At 59.0% G+C, this 14,570-nt stretch carries 12 protein-coding genes; 9 read left to right on the top strand and 3 right to left on the bottom strand.

What is annotated here, in order from left to right:
* Positions 1-300: 300 nt before the first annotated feature.
* The 4 genes from C4N23_RS03415 (at position 301) to C4N23_RS03400 (ending at position 4,648) form a co-directional block, all read left to right on the top strand.
* Positions 301-1,380, top strand: a complete 1,080-nt coding sequence (locus tag C4N23_RS03415; protein ID WP_055188957.1) for a branched-chain amino acid aminotransferase — start codon at positions 301-303, stop codon at positions 1,378-1,380.
* Between the two features lie 325 nt (positions 1,381-1,705).
* Positions 1,706-2,473: an alpha/beta hydrolase gene (locus tag C4N23_RS03410; RefSeq protein WP_097839490.1), complete on the top strand. Its 768-nt coding sequence runs from the start codon at positions 1,706-1,708 to the stop codon at positions 2,471-2,473.
* 23 nt (positions 2,474-2,496) lie between these two features.
* Positions 2,497-3,249 carry an esterase family protein gene (locus tag C4N23_RS03405; protein WP_112144059.1) on the top strand — a complete coding sequence of 251 codons (753 nt, stop codon included), beginning with the start codon at positions 2,497-2,499 and terminating at the stop codon, positions 3,247-3,249.
* A gap of 22 nt (positions 3,250-3,271) precedes the next feature.
* Positions 3,272-4,648 carry an ATP-grasp domain-containing protein gene (locus C4N23_RS03400; protein ID WP_112144057.1) on the top strand — a complete coding sequence of 459 codons (1,377 nt, stop codon included), beginning with the start codon at positions 3,272-3,274 and terminating at the stop codon, positions 4,646-4,648.
* A 63-nt stretch (positions 4,649-4,711) separates the two neighbouring features.
* Here C4N23_RS03400 and C4N23_RS03395 read toward each other — a convergent pair whose 3' ends face one another.
* Entirely contained in the window at positions 4,712-5,047 is a 336-nt protein-coding gene (locus C4N23_RS03395; RefSeq protein ID WP_112144055.1) for a type II toxin-antitoxin system RelE/ParE family toxin, read from the bottom strand.
* 3 nt (positions 5,048-5,050) lie between these two features.
* Entirely contained in the window at positions 5,051-5,350 is a 300-nt protein-coding gene (locus C4N23_RS03390) for a type II toxin-antitoxin system RelB/DinJ family antitoxin (RefSeq protein WP_112144053.1), read from the bottom strand.
* A 144-nt stretch (positions 5,351-5,494) separates the two neighbouring features.
* On the opposite strand from C4N23_RS03390, the gene C4N23_RS03385 reads away from it, so the two are divergent.
* Entirely contained in the window at positions 5,495-6,322 is an 828-nt protein-coding gene (locus C4N23_RS03385) for an MYG1 family protein (RefSeq protein ID WP_055188950.1), read from the top strand.
* Between the two features lies 1 nt (position 6,323).
* Entirely contained in the window at positions 6,324-7,175 is an 852-nt protein-coding gene (locus tag C4N23_RS03380; RefSeq protein ID WP_112144050.1) for a GNAT family N-acetyltransferase, read from the top strand.
* A gap of 116 nt (positions 7,176-7,291) precedes the next feature.
* Here C4N23_RS03380 and C4N23_RS03375 read toward each other — a convergent pair whose 3' ends face one another.
* Positions 7,292-10,183: an InlB B-repeat-containing protein gene (locus C4N23_RS03375; RefSeq protein ID WP_146746464.1), complete on the bottom strand. Its 2,892-nt coding sequence runs from the start codon at positions 10,181-10,183 to the stop codon at positions 7,292-7,294.
* Positions 10,184-10,593: 410 nt separating this feature from the next.
* Here C4N23_RS03375 and C4N23_RS03370 point away from each other — a divergent pair, with 410 nt between their 5' ends.
* From C4N23_RS03370 to argC, 3 genes are all read left to right on the top strand, one after another.
* Positions 10,594-11,829, top strand: a complete 1,236-nt coding sequence (locus C4N23_RS03370) for an argininosuccinate synthase (protein WP_055188946.1) — start codon at positions 10,594-10,596, stop codon at positions 11,827-11,829.
* A 311-nt stretch (positions 11,830-12,140) separates the two neighbouring features.
* Complete coding sequence (argH, locus tag C4N23_RS03365) at positions 12,141-13,541, top strand: argininosuccinate lyase (RefSeq protein ID WP_097839483.1); 1,401 nt, start codon at positions 12,141-12,143, stop codon at positions 13,539-13,541.
* Positions 13,538-14,479 carry an N-acetyl-gamma-glutamyl-phosphate reductase gene (gene argC, locus C4N23_RS03360; RefSeq protein WP_112144045.1) on the top strand — a complete coding sequence of 314 codons (942 nt, stop codon included), beginning with the start codon at positions 13,538-13,540 and terminating at the stop codon, positions 14,477-14,479. Before argH ends, argC begins: the two co-directional genes overlap by 4 nt.
* Positions 14,480-14,570: the final 91 nt, after the last annotated feature.

The following is a 14,570-nucleotide window of genomic DNA, read 5'->3' as shown; positions in this document are numbered from 1 at the left end:
AGTTCCCGGTTTCGCCAGAGGCTCCCCTACTAGGAAAGACTCCCTCCGGCCGGAGGGAGATGTCGCGTACGCGACAGAGGGAGGACGACTGGCGAGCCGTAGGCGAGACTGAGAGGTTAATTCCTTTTCAAATAATATCACAATTCCCGGCAACTTACAGCCCCCAAACATGAAAGATTTTGTGTTTCCTTGAAAAATGTGCTCATGCTATTATAATAGAAGACAACATTCGGCATTTTCAGGCGCGGGAGGAGCCGCGCGTGTCAGCTGTGTAAGATCAGAAAAGAGGGAAAATTTATCATGTTGGATATCAAGATCACCCGGACTACCCATCCGAAGGAGAAGCCGCAAGACGAGACGAAGCTCGGCTTCGGCAAGAAGTTCACCGACCATATGTTCGTTATGGACTACACCGAGGGCGAGGGCTGGCACGATGCCCGCATCGTCCCCTATGCTCCGTTCTCGCTGGACCCGGCCACTGTCGTGTTCCACTACGCACAGGAGATCTTTGAGGGCATGAAGGCTTACCGCACCGCGGACGACACCGTGCAGCTGTTCCGCCCGGAGTGCAACGCAAAGCGCTTCCAAGATTCTGCCGACCGTCTGTGCATCCCTAAGATCCCCGTGGAGGATTATATTCAGGCCGTTGAGGCTCTGGTGGATGTGGAACGCGACTGGGTGCCCCACTCCGATGGTGCCTCCCTGTACATCCGCCCCTTCATCTTTGCAAACGATGTGGGTCTGGGCGTCCACGCTTCCAAGCACTACATCTTCTGCATCATCTGCGCACCGTCGGGCGCTTACTATGCCGAGGGCATCAACCCCGTCCGCATCTATGTGGAGGACGAGTACATCCGTGCCGCTCCCGGCCTGACCGGCTTTACCAAGTGCGGCGGCAACTACGCTGCTTCCATCAAGGCTGGCGAGCTGGCCGAGGAGCAGGGCTATGCACAGGTGCTGTGGCTGGACGGCGTTGAGAAGAAGTACGTCGAGGAAGTCGGCAGCATGAACATCATGTTCAAGATCGACGGCAAGGTATACACCGCCGCTACCGTTGGCACGGTTCTGCCCGGCGTCACCCGCCGCAGCTGCATCGAGCTGCTGAAGGATTGGGGCTATGAGGTCATCGAGGGCAAGCTGGCCATCGCTGACATCATGCAGGCTGCCCGCGAGGGCAAGCTGGAGGAAGTCTTCGGCACCGGCACCGCCGCTGTCGTCTCCCCCGTCAAGGAGCTGGTCTGGAAGGGCGAGCACGCTTACATCGGCGACGGCAAGATCGGCGCTGTCACCCAGAAGCTGTACGATACCATGACCGGTATGCAGTGGGGCAAGATCCCCGATACGAAGGGCTGGATCGTGCCCGTGGAGAAGAAGTACTAAGCAGCTCCTCTCCCCCGACCGTTCAGAATTTTTGCAAGCGCCGTCCAGTAGCTCACCGGACGGCGTTTGCTGTATAACCCAAACGGCTTTGCCCTCTCAGTCAAAGCCTGTCGGCTTTGCCAGCTCCCCCAAAGGGGGAGCTTTCCGAGAAGATGAACCTGCCGGTATTGCGAAAAACCTCCCACTTTGGGGGAGCTGGCATCGCGTTAGCGATGACGGAGAGGGCAAGCCCGTTGGCGGAATGGATTGCGTTCCATACAATTGCAATTCTTCCCTATTGGTGCTAGACTAAAAGCACAGTAACAGGATTGAGAGGGAGCTGGAAATGATCAAAAAATGGAGCGTGAGCTACCCGGCAGTGAACGGCACGGAGCAGCGGCGGGTCTATGTCTATCTGCCCACCATGTACGAGGCCGAGCCGGACCGCCGGTATCCGGTGCTGTATATGTTCGACGGCCAGAACGTCTTCTTCGACGAGGACGCTACCTACGGCAAGAGCTGGGGCATGGCGGATTATCTGGACTACACCGACACGCCGCTCATCGTGGCGGCGGTGGAGTGCAACGCGGGGCCGAACAACGAGCGGCTGGTGGAGTATTCGCCCTACCGCTTCGATGACCCCCAGTACGGCCACTTTGACGGCAAGGGCGCGGCCACGATGAGCTGGTTCATCCACCGCTTCAAGCCCTTCATCGACCGCAATTTCCGCACTCTGCCCGACCGGGGGCACACCTTCATCGGCGGCAGCTCCATGGGCGGCCTGATGAGCCTGTACGCCCTGCTCAATCACAATGACGTCTTCAGCCGGGCGGCGGCGCTGTCGCCCTCCATCTGGGTCTCGCCGGAAAAGCTTGACGGCCTTGTGGGCCGTGCCAAGCTCGAACCGGGCACGGTGCTTTACATGGACTACGGTTCCCGCGAGATGGGCAACCACGACGGGATGCGCAAGGGCTTTGCGGAGATGTGCAGCAAGATCATGATCCGCGGCATCCATCTGACGTCCCGTCTGGTGCCCGGCGGCACCCACAGCGAAGCCAGCTGGGAAAAGCAGCTGCCCTTTGTGATCCACACCCTGATGTACGAACTGGATTGACCCTATAAAAGGAGGAATCAACGATGGAAATGCAGTATTTTAAGGATTACAGCCCCGCTCTCGGCCGCGAGATGGAGTGCAAGGTCTACGGCCATGCGGGCCGCCCGATGCTTTACATCCCCTGTCAGGACGGCCGCTTCTTCGACTTTGAGGATTTCCACATGGCCGATACGCTGGCCCCGTGGATCGAGTCCGGTCAGGTGATGGTCATTTCCATCGACACCATCGACAAGGAAACGTGGTCGGACTCCAGCGGCGACCCCTACTGGCGCATCCGCCGCTACGAGCAGTGGATCCGCTACATCGTGGAGGAGGCCGTGCCCAAGATCCAGCAGATCGCCCGCGAGCGGAACGGCTGGGACGGCGCGCCCGGCGTCATCGCCTTCGGGTGCAGTCTCGGCGCGACCCACGCGGTCAACCTGTATCTGCGCTTCCCGAACATCTTCTGCGGCTGCATGGCCCTCAGCGGCATCTACACCGCCCACTACGGCTTCGGCAACTATATGGACGAGCTGGTCTATATGAACTCCCCGGTGGATTACATGGTCAATTTCCCGGAGAATCACCCCTATATGGAGCTGTTCCGGAACCAGAAGGCCGTCATCTGCTGCGGTCAGGGCGATTGGGAGCAGCCGGACACCACGTGGTATCTCAAGCGCATCTTCGAGGCCAAGCACATCCCCATCTGGGTCGATCTGTGGGGCCACGATGTCAACCATGACTGGAACTGGTGGTATCAGCAGGTGGTGTATTATATGCCTTATATTTTAGGCTAAACAAAGAGGAATCAACTAAACCATGAGCAATTTTATCTTTATCTCCCCGAACTTCCCGACGAACTACTGGCAGTTCTGCCGGGAGCTGAAAAATGACGGCATGAACGTCCTTGGCATCGGCGACCAGCCCTACGATGAGCTGAAGCCGGAGTTGAAGGACAGCCTGAACGAGTATTACAAGGTCGGCAGCCTCGAAAATTATGACGAGGTCTACCGCGCCGTGGCCTTCTTCACCTTCAAGTATGGCCGCATCGACTGGCTGGAGTCCAACAACGAATACTGGCTGGAGCGGGATGCCGCTCTGCGCACCGATTTCCACATCACCAGCGGCTTCCAGACCGAGGACATGCCCCGCATCAAGTACAAGAGCAAGATGAAGGAGTATTACCAGAAGGCCGGCATCGCCACCGCCCGCTATCACATGGTGGATGACTTTGAGGGCTGCAAGAAGTTCATCGAAGAGGTCGGCTACCCGGTGGTCGTCAAGCCCGACAACGGCGTGGGCGCTTCCGACACCCACAGGCTGTCCAATGACGAGGAGCTGCGCACCTTCCTGACCTACAAGAGCATCCATCACCCGGATGTCTCCTACATCATGGAGGAGTTCGTCCGCGCCGAGGTCAACAGCTACGACGCCATCATCGACGGCAGCGGCAACCCCATCTTCGAGGCGGGCAATGTCAGCCCCATGTCCATCATGGACATCGTGAACGACAACGACAACTCCATCTACTACATCATTAAGGACCTGCCCGACGACACCCGCGCCGCGGGCCGCGCCGTCGTCAAGAGCTTCGGCGTCAAGAGCCGCTTCGTCCACTTCGAGTTCTTCCGGATGAGCGAGGATCAGGCCGGCATGGGCAAAAAGGGCCAGATCGTTGCGCTGGAAGTCAACATGCGCCCCTGCGGCGGCTTCACGCCCGACATGATCAACTTTGCACGCTCCACCAACGTGTACAAGATCTGGGCCGACATGATCGCCTTCGGCGGCACCGATATGCCCGTCGGCGAGCACTTCTACTGCCCCTTTGCGGGCCGCCGCGACGGCAAGCACTTCGTCTACAGCCACGAGCAGCTGATGCAGAAGTATCAGGGCAATATGCGGATGGTGGACCGCATCCCCGACGCTCTCTCCGGCGCCATGGGCAACCAGATGTACGTGGCCACCTTCCCCACCTTTGAGGAGATGGAGCAGTTCTACGCCGACGTCCTCGCCGTCACCGATGAGAACAACGACGCCATCCAGCAGGAGTTGGTGAACGTGCTGGCTCTCGGCGAGCCCGCCGCCAAGGCCCTCATCCCAAAACCCAACCTCTCCCCCGCCGTCAAGCCCACCACGGCCGTGACTAAGACCACGACCAAGGCCGTCACCAAGACGGACAGCCGGAAGAAAAAGTAAATGATGAAGAGACCAGCCCCGGAAACGGCCTGAACGGCATCGTTTCCGGGGCTGGTCTGCGTTTTAAGAAAGGCTCGTTATATTCCGAAGCTGCTTCAACTGGTCGCGCCGCGCATAGACTACAGCAAGGATCTGCACACGGTAAGCGCTGGTATCGACCCCAAAGTAGATCAGAAAGTTCCTGCACAAAAGCTTTCGGATGCCCTGCGTATGCCACGGTTCTTCTTCGACCAAAGGTGTACGCTGCGGCAGAATATGGAGCGATGCCATTGCCTGTTCAAGGGCAGAGAGAAGGGCGGCTGCGGTGTCAGGCTCCAACAGCTCGTGGGAGATGTGATGCACGATGGCGCGGAGCTGCTGTTCCGCTTGCGGAGTAAGCTGGACAAGATATTCTTCCATGGTTTAAATCTCCGCGCGGAGCCGGGCGAAGGCTTCGTCCAGCGGCGACGACTCGCCGCGCTTGGCTTGGTCGAGGCCGGTCTGCATCATGGCGTCAAATTCGCTGCGTGTCATGGTGTCGCGGGTGGGAAGTTTTGCGGATAGCTCCAGCGAGAACGGAATGCCGTCCCGCAGGATGACCTGCCGGTAGGCCATGTCGATGAAGACGGAAACCGGAATGCCCAGCTGGGAAAGGATCGCTTCGGCCTGTTCTTTGACTTCGGGCTGGATGCGTGCGGTGACATTTGCGGTTTTTGCGGACATTGTGATCGCCTCCTGTTTCTGCTATTGTACCACGTTGTATGGCGATGTGCAATACATTTTAGAAGGGCAAAAAGCGGGGTTTGTCCCCGCCCGAAGAATGTGCTATACTGTCCTCAAAGACACTGTTGAGAATGAGGTACAGATATGAAAATTCCTGCAAATGGTTTTACACATGCGGGCAAGTTCCACGCGGATGATGTCTTTGCGACGGCGCTGTTGCAGATCATCCGCCCGGACATCAAGATCACCCGCGGCTTTGTGGTGCCGGACGATTTCGACGGCATCGTGTACGATATCGGCTTCGGCATGTTCGACCACCATCAGGAGCCGCGGGAAATGCGGGCCAACGGCGTCCCCTACGCAGCCTTCGGTCTGCTGTGGCGGGTGCTGGGGCCCGGCCTTGTGGGCGAGCGTCAGGCGCGGCTCATCGACGAAAACTTCATTCAGCCCCTCGATCTGAACGACAACACCGGCGAGCAGAACAGCCTGTGCGACGCCATCGGCTTCTTCAACCCGGTGTGGGACTCGAAGGAAGATCAGGACACCTGTTTCTTCAAGGCGGTGGCCGTGGCGAAGCAGATCTTGGAAAACCAGATCGCCAGCGCCAACGCCGTGAACCGTGCGGATGAAAAGGTCCAGCAAGCCTACAAAAACTCCCGCGACGGCATCGTGATCCTGCCCTGCTACCTGCCGTGGAAGAACGGCCTGTACCGGACGGATGCCCTCTTCGTGGTCTACCCCAGCCAGCGGGGCGGCTGGAGCGCCCAGTGCGTGACCGACCACAAGACCAAAAAACCTAAGCTCCCCTTCCCCCAGTCGTGGGCGGGCCAGCCGCAGGAGGTCATCGAGCAGAAGAGCGGCATCGAGGGCATCAGCTTTTGCCATGCCAGCCGCTTCCTCATCACGGCCAAGGACAAGGAGACCGCCCTTGCGGCTTGCCGTCAGGTGCTGAAAAACAACGGGAGACTGTAAGATGAGCGGCGGAGCGGAACACGAAGAACGGGCCTACGTCTATATGGTGCGGTGCGCGGGCGGCCAGCTCTACACGGGCTGGACCAACGACCCCGGTGCCCGGCTCCACGCCCACAAGACCGGCAAAGGGGCCAAGGCGACGCGGGCCATGGGGGCCAAGCGGTTCGCCTACTTGGAGCGCTGTGCCGACAAATCCGACGCCCTGCGCCGCGAAGCGGCCCTGAAAAAGCTGCCCAAGGCGAAAAAAGAGGCCCTGTGCGGGGAATGGGAAGGGAAGAACCTGCCCCGGCTGTCGGTGGCGACCCGCGCGGATGCGGCAGACATCCTTGAAATTTACAACTGGTACGTGCTGAACCACACGGCGACCTTTCAGGTCACGCCCTCCACGCTGGAAGAGTACGAGGACTGGGTGGACAACACCCGGAAGGTGGCCCCGCTGCTGCTGGCGCGGGACGCCGAGGGCAAGCTGCTGGGCTACGCCTGTGCCCACCGGTGGCACCCGCGGGAAGCCTACGACTGGTCGGTGGAGAGCACCATCTACTGCGCCCCGGACGCCCGCGGCCTCGGTGTGGGCACCCTGCTCTACCGCGCCCTGCTGGAGGTGCTGGATGCCTGCGGCTACTGGAACGTCTACGCCCTTGTGGCCGACCCCAACCCCGCCAGCGAGCACATCCACCAGCGGCTGGGCTTCTCCTGCGTGGGGCGCACCCCCCACACGGCCTATAAGTGGGGCTGGCTGGGGCTTTCGACGTGGTGGCTGGCGCTGCGCTCCGGCAGCGAAAAGCCCGCCCCCATCCGGCTCGCATCCCCCGAAGAGACCGCCGCCATCCTGAAAAAATACGGCAGCATATAACGCAAGAGCCTCCCGGTTTTCACGCCGGGAGGCTCTTGCTTTTGTAAGGGGGACTCCCTCAGGCGCTCACGCGCCAGCTCCCTCAAGGAGGGAGCCATCGAAGAGGACTGGGGAAGTTATTTCAGCATCTGCTGGACCTTGAACCACGCCCGCGCCACTTCATACTTGGAAACGCTGCGGTCGGGGTCAAAGCGGGAGGCGTCGCTGTCGTCGGCGGGCTTCACAAGGCCGTTGTCGATGGCCCAGCGGGTCGCCTTCTGCAGCTCGGCGTCCTCGGTGGAAACGTCGCCGTACAGCGCCGGGAGCACCACGTCGGGCTTGCCCGCCGTCTCCCACAGCAGCTTCACCAGCTCGATGCGGTTGGCCGGCACCGGCACGCCGCCGGGCAGGGAGAGCTGCAAATAGCTGTCCACACCGAGGCTCACGCCCTGCCACACCAAGATGCCGGCCGCCGCGCCGCCCACGGCCACGGTGGCCATGGTGCCCAGCACCGACGGGCCATCGTCATCGTCCGGCAGCTCCGCCGGGCGGATGTCCAGCCGGATGGTGAAGCGCGTGTCTTCGGTGTACTTGCTCAAGTCGGGCATGGTAAAGGTCAGGGGTTCGACCTTATTGCTGAAGCCGCCGGAACTGCTGTCCGTCAGCGCCTTGATCAGCGCGGTGGGCAGGTCCCAATAGTTGAAGCTCATGCCCTCCTGCATCTCGCCCACGGTCAGGCACACTTCCTTGCCAGCCTCCACCACCGCGCTGGTCTTGCCGTTCACAAGCCCGCCGCCAGTCACGGTGAGGGTGTAGGCGGGGGTATCTTTCTGGAACACCGCCTCAGCGGTGGCGCTGGCGTTTTTCATTGTGATGGTGATCGTTGTGCATTCGGGGTCGTTCAGCGTGCCGCTCGTCAGCAAGCTTTCGTCGCTCAGCCTCCAGCCGAGGAAGGTTTCATCTTCTGCCGGTTCGTCGGCTTCCAGCGTGAATTCCGTACCCGCCGGGGCAGAGACAGAGGTGTTGCCACACATAGTGCCGCGGATGATGTCGAGCGTATACAGCGTGTCGTTCAGCACCACGGGGCCGTCGGGCATTTGGAAGCTGACAGTCTTTTTGTCATCCTCGCCGTTCGGGTAGCTGCTACCGCGGAACCTGCCGATGTTCCAGCCGTTGATGTTGGTAATGTCGGTGTCGGCTGTGACGGTGACAATGGTGCCCTCATAGGAGTAAAGGTTCCATTCGGTGCCGGTGGTCAAATTGTGAGAACTATCCAGCACACGCGGTTCGGTGTCATTCACTTTCCGAATGTGTCCATCGTGTACAGTCACTGGATGAGCTCCATCACTCAGGCCGTCTTTACCGTTGAATGCACCGCCGGTCACGGTGCCCGATGTGGAAAAATCTTCCGAGTCTATGGAGAACAAGCCCACGGCAAAAGTGCCGCCGCTGATGATGCCGCTATGATTTATGACGAGATTTTTGAAAACGCCGTCTTCGATGGTCGCACCGCTGTTTATAATACCGCACGTTACAGCCGCAAGCTCGCTGCTGATCTTGTTGTTGAGCGGGTCGCAATAACGGAAATTGTAAGAACTAGTGTCGTTCAACTCCAAGGAACCGGAGTTGTTGAAAACATATTTCCAGCCATCGCCGGTATAAGTATACATGCCGTCCCAATTATATGGGACGCCTTCGAGATTCGGACAACCATTGTCCAACATGATGAGATTCGTGCGGGTAGACTTGTTCAGCGTCAGCTCAGTTTCGCCAAGTTTTGTATAAGAGTAGATGAAGTCACCATTTATTGTAAAGAGGAGAGTGGTTTTGTCCCTGCTATCAGGATAGTAGTGGGGATCGATCACGCGGCAGTTGATATCCGTAAGGGGAACACTGGCTTTGATCTCCACCTGACTGTCTTTGATGGCATACAGTTTTTTGCTCCACTTTTGGGAAGAAAGGCCGTTCACGGCTTCAATCGAATCGGAACCGTTCAGGATGATGGTTTGGACATTATCGGTGGTTAAGCCGTCGGGAATCTCGTTGAACGCGCCGCCGGTGAGCTTGGCACCGGCGCCAACCACAAGCTTCACATCGGGGGCAAGCTGACCAAGGCCATCCTTGGAAAAGTCGTATTCGCCGCTTTCCAGCGTCAGCGTGCCGTTTTCATACTTCCATCCTTTGCCCTTGCAGCCGATGACATTCTTCGCAGAGTCATAGATCGGCGCGCGCCCGGTCGTATCAGGGAAGCCGTCTTTGGTGATTACAAGGTCAGTAATGTAGTGTTCGAGATTCAGCACAACATCTTCGCCCGCGTTGGGGGTAAACGTGTAGTAACCACTCACACCCGAAGGCTTCAAGTCGCCGTAATCGGTTCTGCCGTTGATGTATCGGATAATAGGGTTGTTATCAACCTTTACGGTGAGCGTCGGAGTTCCGGTAAAATAGTAGGTTTCCCAATCCGAAAAGGTATACGGGGCGTTCGGAAGGGTGGCGTCAAATGTACTATTTTTTACTTCGGTCAATTTGTGGTAGTCAGTAACACCTTCCGGCAAGCTCGTGCGGCGAAACAGACAGTTCGTCATGGTGCCGCCGCGATTTATGATGCCATCGGAAACGAGCAGAGAGTTTTCGACGGTGCCATAATTGAACATCGCATGAAACCGACCACCGGTGATGGTGGCACCGTTTTTCACAACTACCGTGCATTCAACGAGCGCTAAAACTTTACCATTCTTGGTGGTAGGCTTGGTGGTGAAAAAGTCATAGCTCCCGCTTTCCAGCGTCAGCGTGCCGTTTTCATACTCCCAGCCGTTGCCCTGATAAACACCCGGCGAAACCGGTGTTATTCCGGAAAGGTCGGGCCTTCCGTCGTTGTCCATTACAAGGTCGGGCGTTCCACCGATAAGCCCATTACTCGCATAAGCGGCGAAATCGATACCCCCCCCCGTATCTGCGAGGGCAGATACCGGCAAAAGGGAAAGCATCATGCTGAAGGCAAGAAGCAGGGCGAGAATGCGTTTTTTCATAGGGACCTCACTTTCCGTTTTGTAGCTGCATAGAGACGACGGTTTTCTTAAGCTGATTGTACCATAAAATGCGTCAAAAAGAAACAAAACCTGCGTGAATGGGGGTGTTTTGTGCGTGAACGGCGGTTCCGGGGCGCGAAGGGGCCGAAAAGGCCCGGAAAAAGCCTCCGCATATATGCAGTGCGATTGCATAAAAATTGTATAATTTACAAAATATTTGCATAAACATACAAATTGACAGAAACCGCACCGGAAACGGGCAGAAGGTTTGGCGGTTTTCGGCATTGACGGAAAAGCCGCACGGCGTATAATAAAAAGCGTGATAAGCAAGCGATGAATCGAGCGTGCCGGGAGGGATGCCCGGTGCAGAAAAACAAAAGTGTAATCATGAAAATAAAGGAGCGTTCATCATGAAAAAGGAAAACATCAAAAAAGTCGTTCTGGCCTACTCCGGTGGTCTGGATACCTCCATCATCATTCCTTGGCTGAAGGAAAACTACAACAACTGCGAAGTCGTCGCCGTTTCCGGCGATGTGGGTCAGGGCACCGAGCTGGACGGTCTGGAAGAGAAGGCCAAGAAGACCGGCGCTTCCAAGCTGTACATCCTCGACCTGAAGAAGGACTTCGTGGAGAACTACATCTTCCCCACCCTGAAGTTCGGTGCCAAGTATGAGGATTATCTGCTGGGCACCAGCTTCGCCCGCCCCTGCATCGCAAAGGCTCTGGCCGATATCGCCATCAAGGAAGGCGCAGACGCCATCTGCCACGGCTGCACCGGCAAGGGCAACGATCAGGTCCGTTTTGAGCTGACCCTGAAGGCCCTCTGCCCCGATATGGCCATCATCGCTCCGTGGCGTGAGTGGGACATCGAGAGCCGTGACGAGGAGATCGACTACGCCGAGGCCCACAACATCCCCCTGAAGATCAACCGTGAGACCAACTACTCCAAGGACAAGAACCTGTGGCACCTGAGCCACGAGGGTCTGGATCTGGAGAACCCCGCCAACGAGCCGCAGTACAACAAGCCCGGCTTCCTCGAACTGGGCGTGTCCCCGGAGCAGGCTCCCGACACCCCGACCTACCTCACCCTCCACTTTGAGCAGGGCATCCCCACCGCCGTGGACGGCAAGGAGATGGGCGCTGTGGAGCTGGTGGAGTACCTGAACAAGGTGGGCGGCGAGAACGGCATCGGTCTGCTGGACATCGTCGAGAACCGTCTGGTGGGCATGAAGAGCCGCGGCGTCTACGAGACCCCCGGCGGCGCCATCCTGTACAAGGCCATCAACGTGCTGGAGACCATCACCCTCGATAAGGAGAGCGCACACTTCAAGGCACAGCTGGCGCAGAAGTACGCCGATATCGTCTACAACGGCCAGTGGTTCACCCCGCTGCGGGAGGCGCTGGATGCCTTCGCCAACAGCCTTGAGAAGACTGTGACCGGCGATGTCAAGCTGAAGCTCTACAAGGGCAACATGATCAACGCCGGTGTGACCTCTCCGTTCACCCTGTACGATGAGCAGACTGCTTCCTTCGGCGTCGATAAGGACTACGACCAGTCCGATGCCACCGGCTTCATCAACCTGTTCGGCCTGTCCATCAAGGAGCGTGCAAAGCTCTCGAAGAGCTGGCCGAAGATCGAGGGCTAAGCGGTACACAAAGCCAACTTTCCCCGCTGCGTGTTTTCTACACTTTCACACAGCGGTTCTAAAACCGGCATGGTTGCCGGCGGCACCGCCGCAGGAGCGTTTTCCCCTGCGGCGGCTTTGCCGTTTTTAGGAAGAAACCTCTCCGTCAATGCTTCGCATTGCCACCTCCCCTAATAGGGGAGGCCTTGGCAACCGGGTGAAGCTTGATGGATACGCCAGAGGCTCCCCTACTAGGGGAGCTGGCGGGCGCAAGCCCGACTGAGAGGTTGTACGAAGGATAGCTTTATAATAGAGATAAAAAGGACATAACTATGGCAGAACAACTCTGGAAAGGCCGTTTTTCGAAGGCGGTCGATTCGCGCGTCAACGACTTCAACTCTTCCATCCGCTTTGACCAGCGGATGATCGCGCAGGATATGCGCGGCAGCGGCGTCCATGCCGCCATGCTGGCAAAGCAGGGTATCATCTCCGAGAAGGACTGCGAGGACATCCTCAACGGTCTGGCTTCCATCGCGGATGATCTGGCTTCCGGCAAGCTGGAGATCGACCCCAACGCCGAGGACGTCCACACCTTTGTGGAGCAGACCCTGACCGCCCGCATCGGCGACGCGGGCAAGCGGCTGCACACCGGCCGCAGCCGGAACGATCAGGTGGCGCTGGATATCCGCCTGACCCTGCGGGACTACAGCAAGATGCTGCAGGGCCGCATCGTCGAGCTGGTGCAGGTCATCTGCAAGAAGGCGGCGGAGAACACCACCGCCGTCATGCCCGGCTACACCCATTTGCAGCGGGCCCAGCCCATCACCTTCGGCCACGCGCTGATGGCCTACGCATGGATGCTCCTGCGGGACTTGCAGCGCTTTGAGGACGCCACCGCCCGGATGGACGCCCAGTGCCCGCTGGGTTCCGGCGCGCTGGCCGGCACCACCTACCCGCTGGACCGTCAGTTCACCGCCGAGAAGCTGGGCTTCGCGGCTCCCTGCGCCAACAGTCTGGACGGCGTGTCCGACCGCGATTTCTGCATCGAGCTGGCCGCTGCCATCTCCACCTGCATGATGCACCTGTCCCGCCTGTCCGAGGAGATCATCCTCTGGTGCAGCTGGGAGTTCAAGTTCATTGAGCTGGACGATGCCTTCACCACCGGCTCCTCCATCATGCCCCAGAAGAAGAACCCGGATGTCACCGAGCTGATCCGCGGCAAGACCGGCCGCGTCTACGGCGACCTGAACACCCTGCTGGTCATGATGAAGGGCATCCCCCTCGCCTACAACAAGGATATGCAGGAGGACAAGGAAGCCATCTTCGATGCCGTGGATACCCTCGACCTCTGCCTGAAGACGGTGACCCCCATGCTGGACACCATGAAGACCCTGCCCGCCAACATGCGCCGCGCCGCCGCCAAGGGCTTCATCAACGCCACCGACTGCGCCGACTACCTGACCAAGAAGGGAATGCCCTTCCGCGACGCTTACAAGCTGACCGGCTGCATGGTCTCCGACTGCATCGCCAAGGACAAGACCCTCGAAGAGCTGACCCTCGACGAGTTCAAGGGCTACAGCAGCCTGTTCCAGCAGGATATTTACGACGCCATCGACCTGATCAAGTGCTGCGAGGGCCGCACCAGCTACGGCGGCCCCAGCGAAGCCAGCGTGAAACACCAGATCGAACTGGCCGCCGCACAGTTGGACGCATGGGAGGCGAACAACGCATGAGCGTGAAAGTTTTTATTGACGGCTCTTCCGGCACCACCGGTCTGCGCATCGCCGACCGTCTGGCCGCCCGGCCGGAGATGGAGCTGCTGAGCATCTCTGCCGAGGGCCGCAAGGACGTGAACGAGCGGGCGAAGGTCATCAACTCCGCCGATCTCGCCTTCCTCTGTCTGCCCGACGCGGCCTCGAAAGAGGTCATGCCCCTGCTCCGCCCGGATGTCAAGGTGCTGGATACCTCCACGGCCTTCCGCACCGACCCGGCATGGGATTACGGCTTCCCGGAGCTGAAGGGCCAGAAAGAGAAGATCAAAAATTCCTATCGCGTGGCCGTGCCCGGCTGCTACGCCAGCGGCTTCATCAGCATTGCCCGGCCTCTGGTGGAGCTGGGGCTGGCCCCGGCGGACTATCCCTTCAGCTGCACCGGCATCTCCGGCTACTCCGGCGGCGGCAAGAAGATGATCGCCGAATATGAGAGCGCCGACCGCCCGGCCCATAGCAAGATCGACGCCCCCAAGAGCTACGGCCTGACTTTGGCCCACAAGCACCTGCCGGAGATGCAGAAAATCAGCGGCTTGGCCCACACGCCCGCCTTTGTGCCGGTGGTCTGCGATTACTATTCCGGGATGCAGGTGCTGGTGCCGCTGGATCTGAAGCTGGCGGGCACCACCGCCGAGGCTGTGGCCGAGGGCATCGCGGATTATTATAAGGACGGCGCAACGGTCTCCGTCCACGCGCTGAATGAGCCGCTGCCTGAAAACGGCCTGTACTCCAACGCCCTCTCCGGCTCCGACCGGATGGAGCTGTACCTGACCGTAAACGCGGCGGGCGACCAGATGATGCTGATCTCCCTGTTCGACAATTTGGGCAAGGGCTCGTCCGGTGCAGCGGTGCAGTGCATGAATCTGATGCTGGGGCTGCCGGAAACGGAAGGATTGGAGTAAAGGACTCGCCCTCTCAGTCAATGCCTGACGGCATTGCCAGCTCCCCCAAAGTGGGAGCTTTACAAGGAAGAGGATTTTGATGCTAGGGGGT

It is taken from the genome of Faecalibacterium hattorii (assembly GCF_003287455.1).
In the GTDB taxonomy this organism is placed as follows: Bacteria; Bacillota; Clostridia; order Oscillospirales; family Ruminococcaceae; genus Faecalibacterium; species Faecalibacterium hattorii.
This window is presented reverse-complemented; position numbering and strand designations above follow the sequence as displayed.

Bases quoted from the DNA above. Each gene is read 5' to 3' on its own strand.
- C4N23_RS03405 (WP_112144059.1), top strand. From the start codon at position 2,497: ATGGAAATGCAGTATTTTAAGGATTACAGCCCCGCTCTCGGCCGCGAG.
- argH (WP_097839483.1), top strand. From the start codon at position 12,141: ATGGCAGAACAACTCTGGAAAGGCCGTTTTTCGAAGGCGGTCGATTCG.
- C4N23_RS03370 (WP_055188946.1), top strand. From the start codon at position 10,594: ATGAAAAAGGAAAACATCAAAAAAGTCGTTCTGGCCTACTCCGGTGGT.
- C4N23_RS03375 (WP_146746464.1), bottom strand. From the start codon at position 10,183: ATGAAAAAACGCATTCTCGCCCTGCTTCTTGCCTTCAGCATGATGCTT.
- C4N23_RS03395 (WP_112144055.1), bottom strand. From the start codon at position 5,047: ATGGAAGAATATCTTGTCCAGCTTACTCCGCAAGCGGAACAGCAGCTC.
- C4N23_RS03415 (WP_055188957.1), top strand. From the start codon at position 301: ATGTTGGATATCAAGATCACCCGGACTACCCATCCGAAGGAGAAGCCG.
- C4N23_RS03380 (WP_112144050.1), top strand. From the start codon at position 6,324: ATGAGCGGCGGAGCGGAACACGAAGAACGGGCCTACGTCTATATGGTG.
- argC (WP_112144045.1), top strand. From the start codon at position 13,538: ATGAGCGTGAAAGTTTTTATTGACGGCTCTTCCGGCACCACCGGTCTG.
- C4N23_RS03385 (WP_055188950.1), top strand. From the start codon at position 5,495: ATGAAAATTCCTGCAAATGGTTTTACACATGCGGGCAAGTTCCACGCG.
- C4N23_RS03390 (WP_112144053.1), bottom strand. From the start codon at position 5,350: ATGTCCGCAAAAACCGCAAATGTCACCGCACGCATCCAGCCCGAAGTC.
- C4N23_RS03410 (WP_097839490.1), top strand. From the start codon at position 1,706: ATGATCAAAAAATGGAGCGTGAGCTACCCGGCAGTGAACGGCACGGAG.
- C4N23_RS03400 (WP_112144057.1), top strand. From the start codon at position 3,272: ATGAGCAATTTTATCTTTATCTCCCCGAACTTCCCGACGAACTACTGG.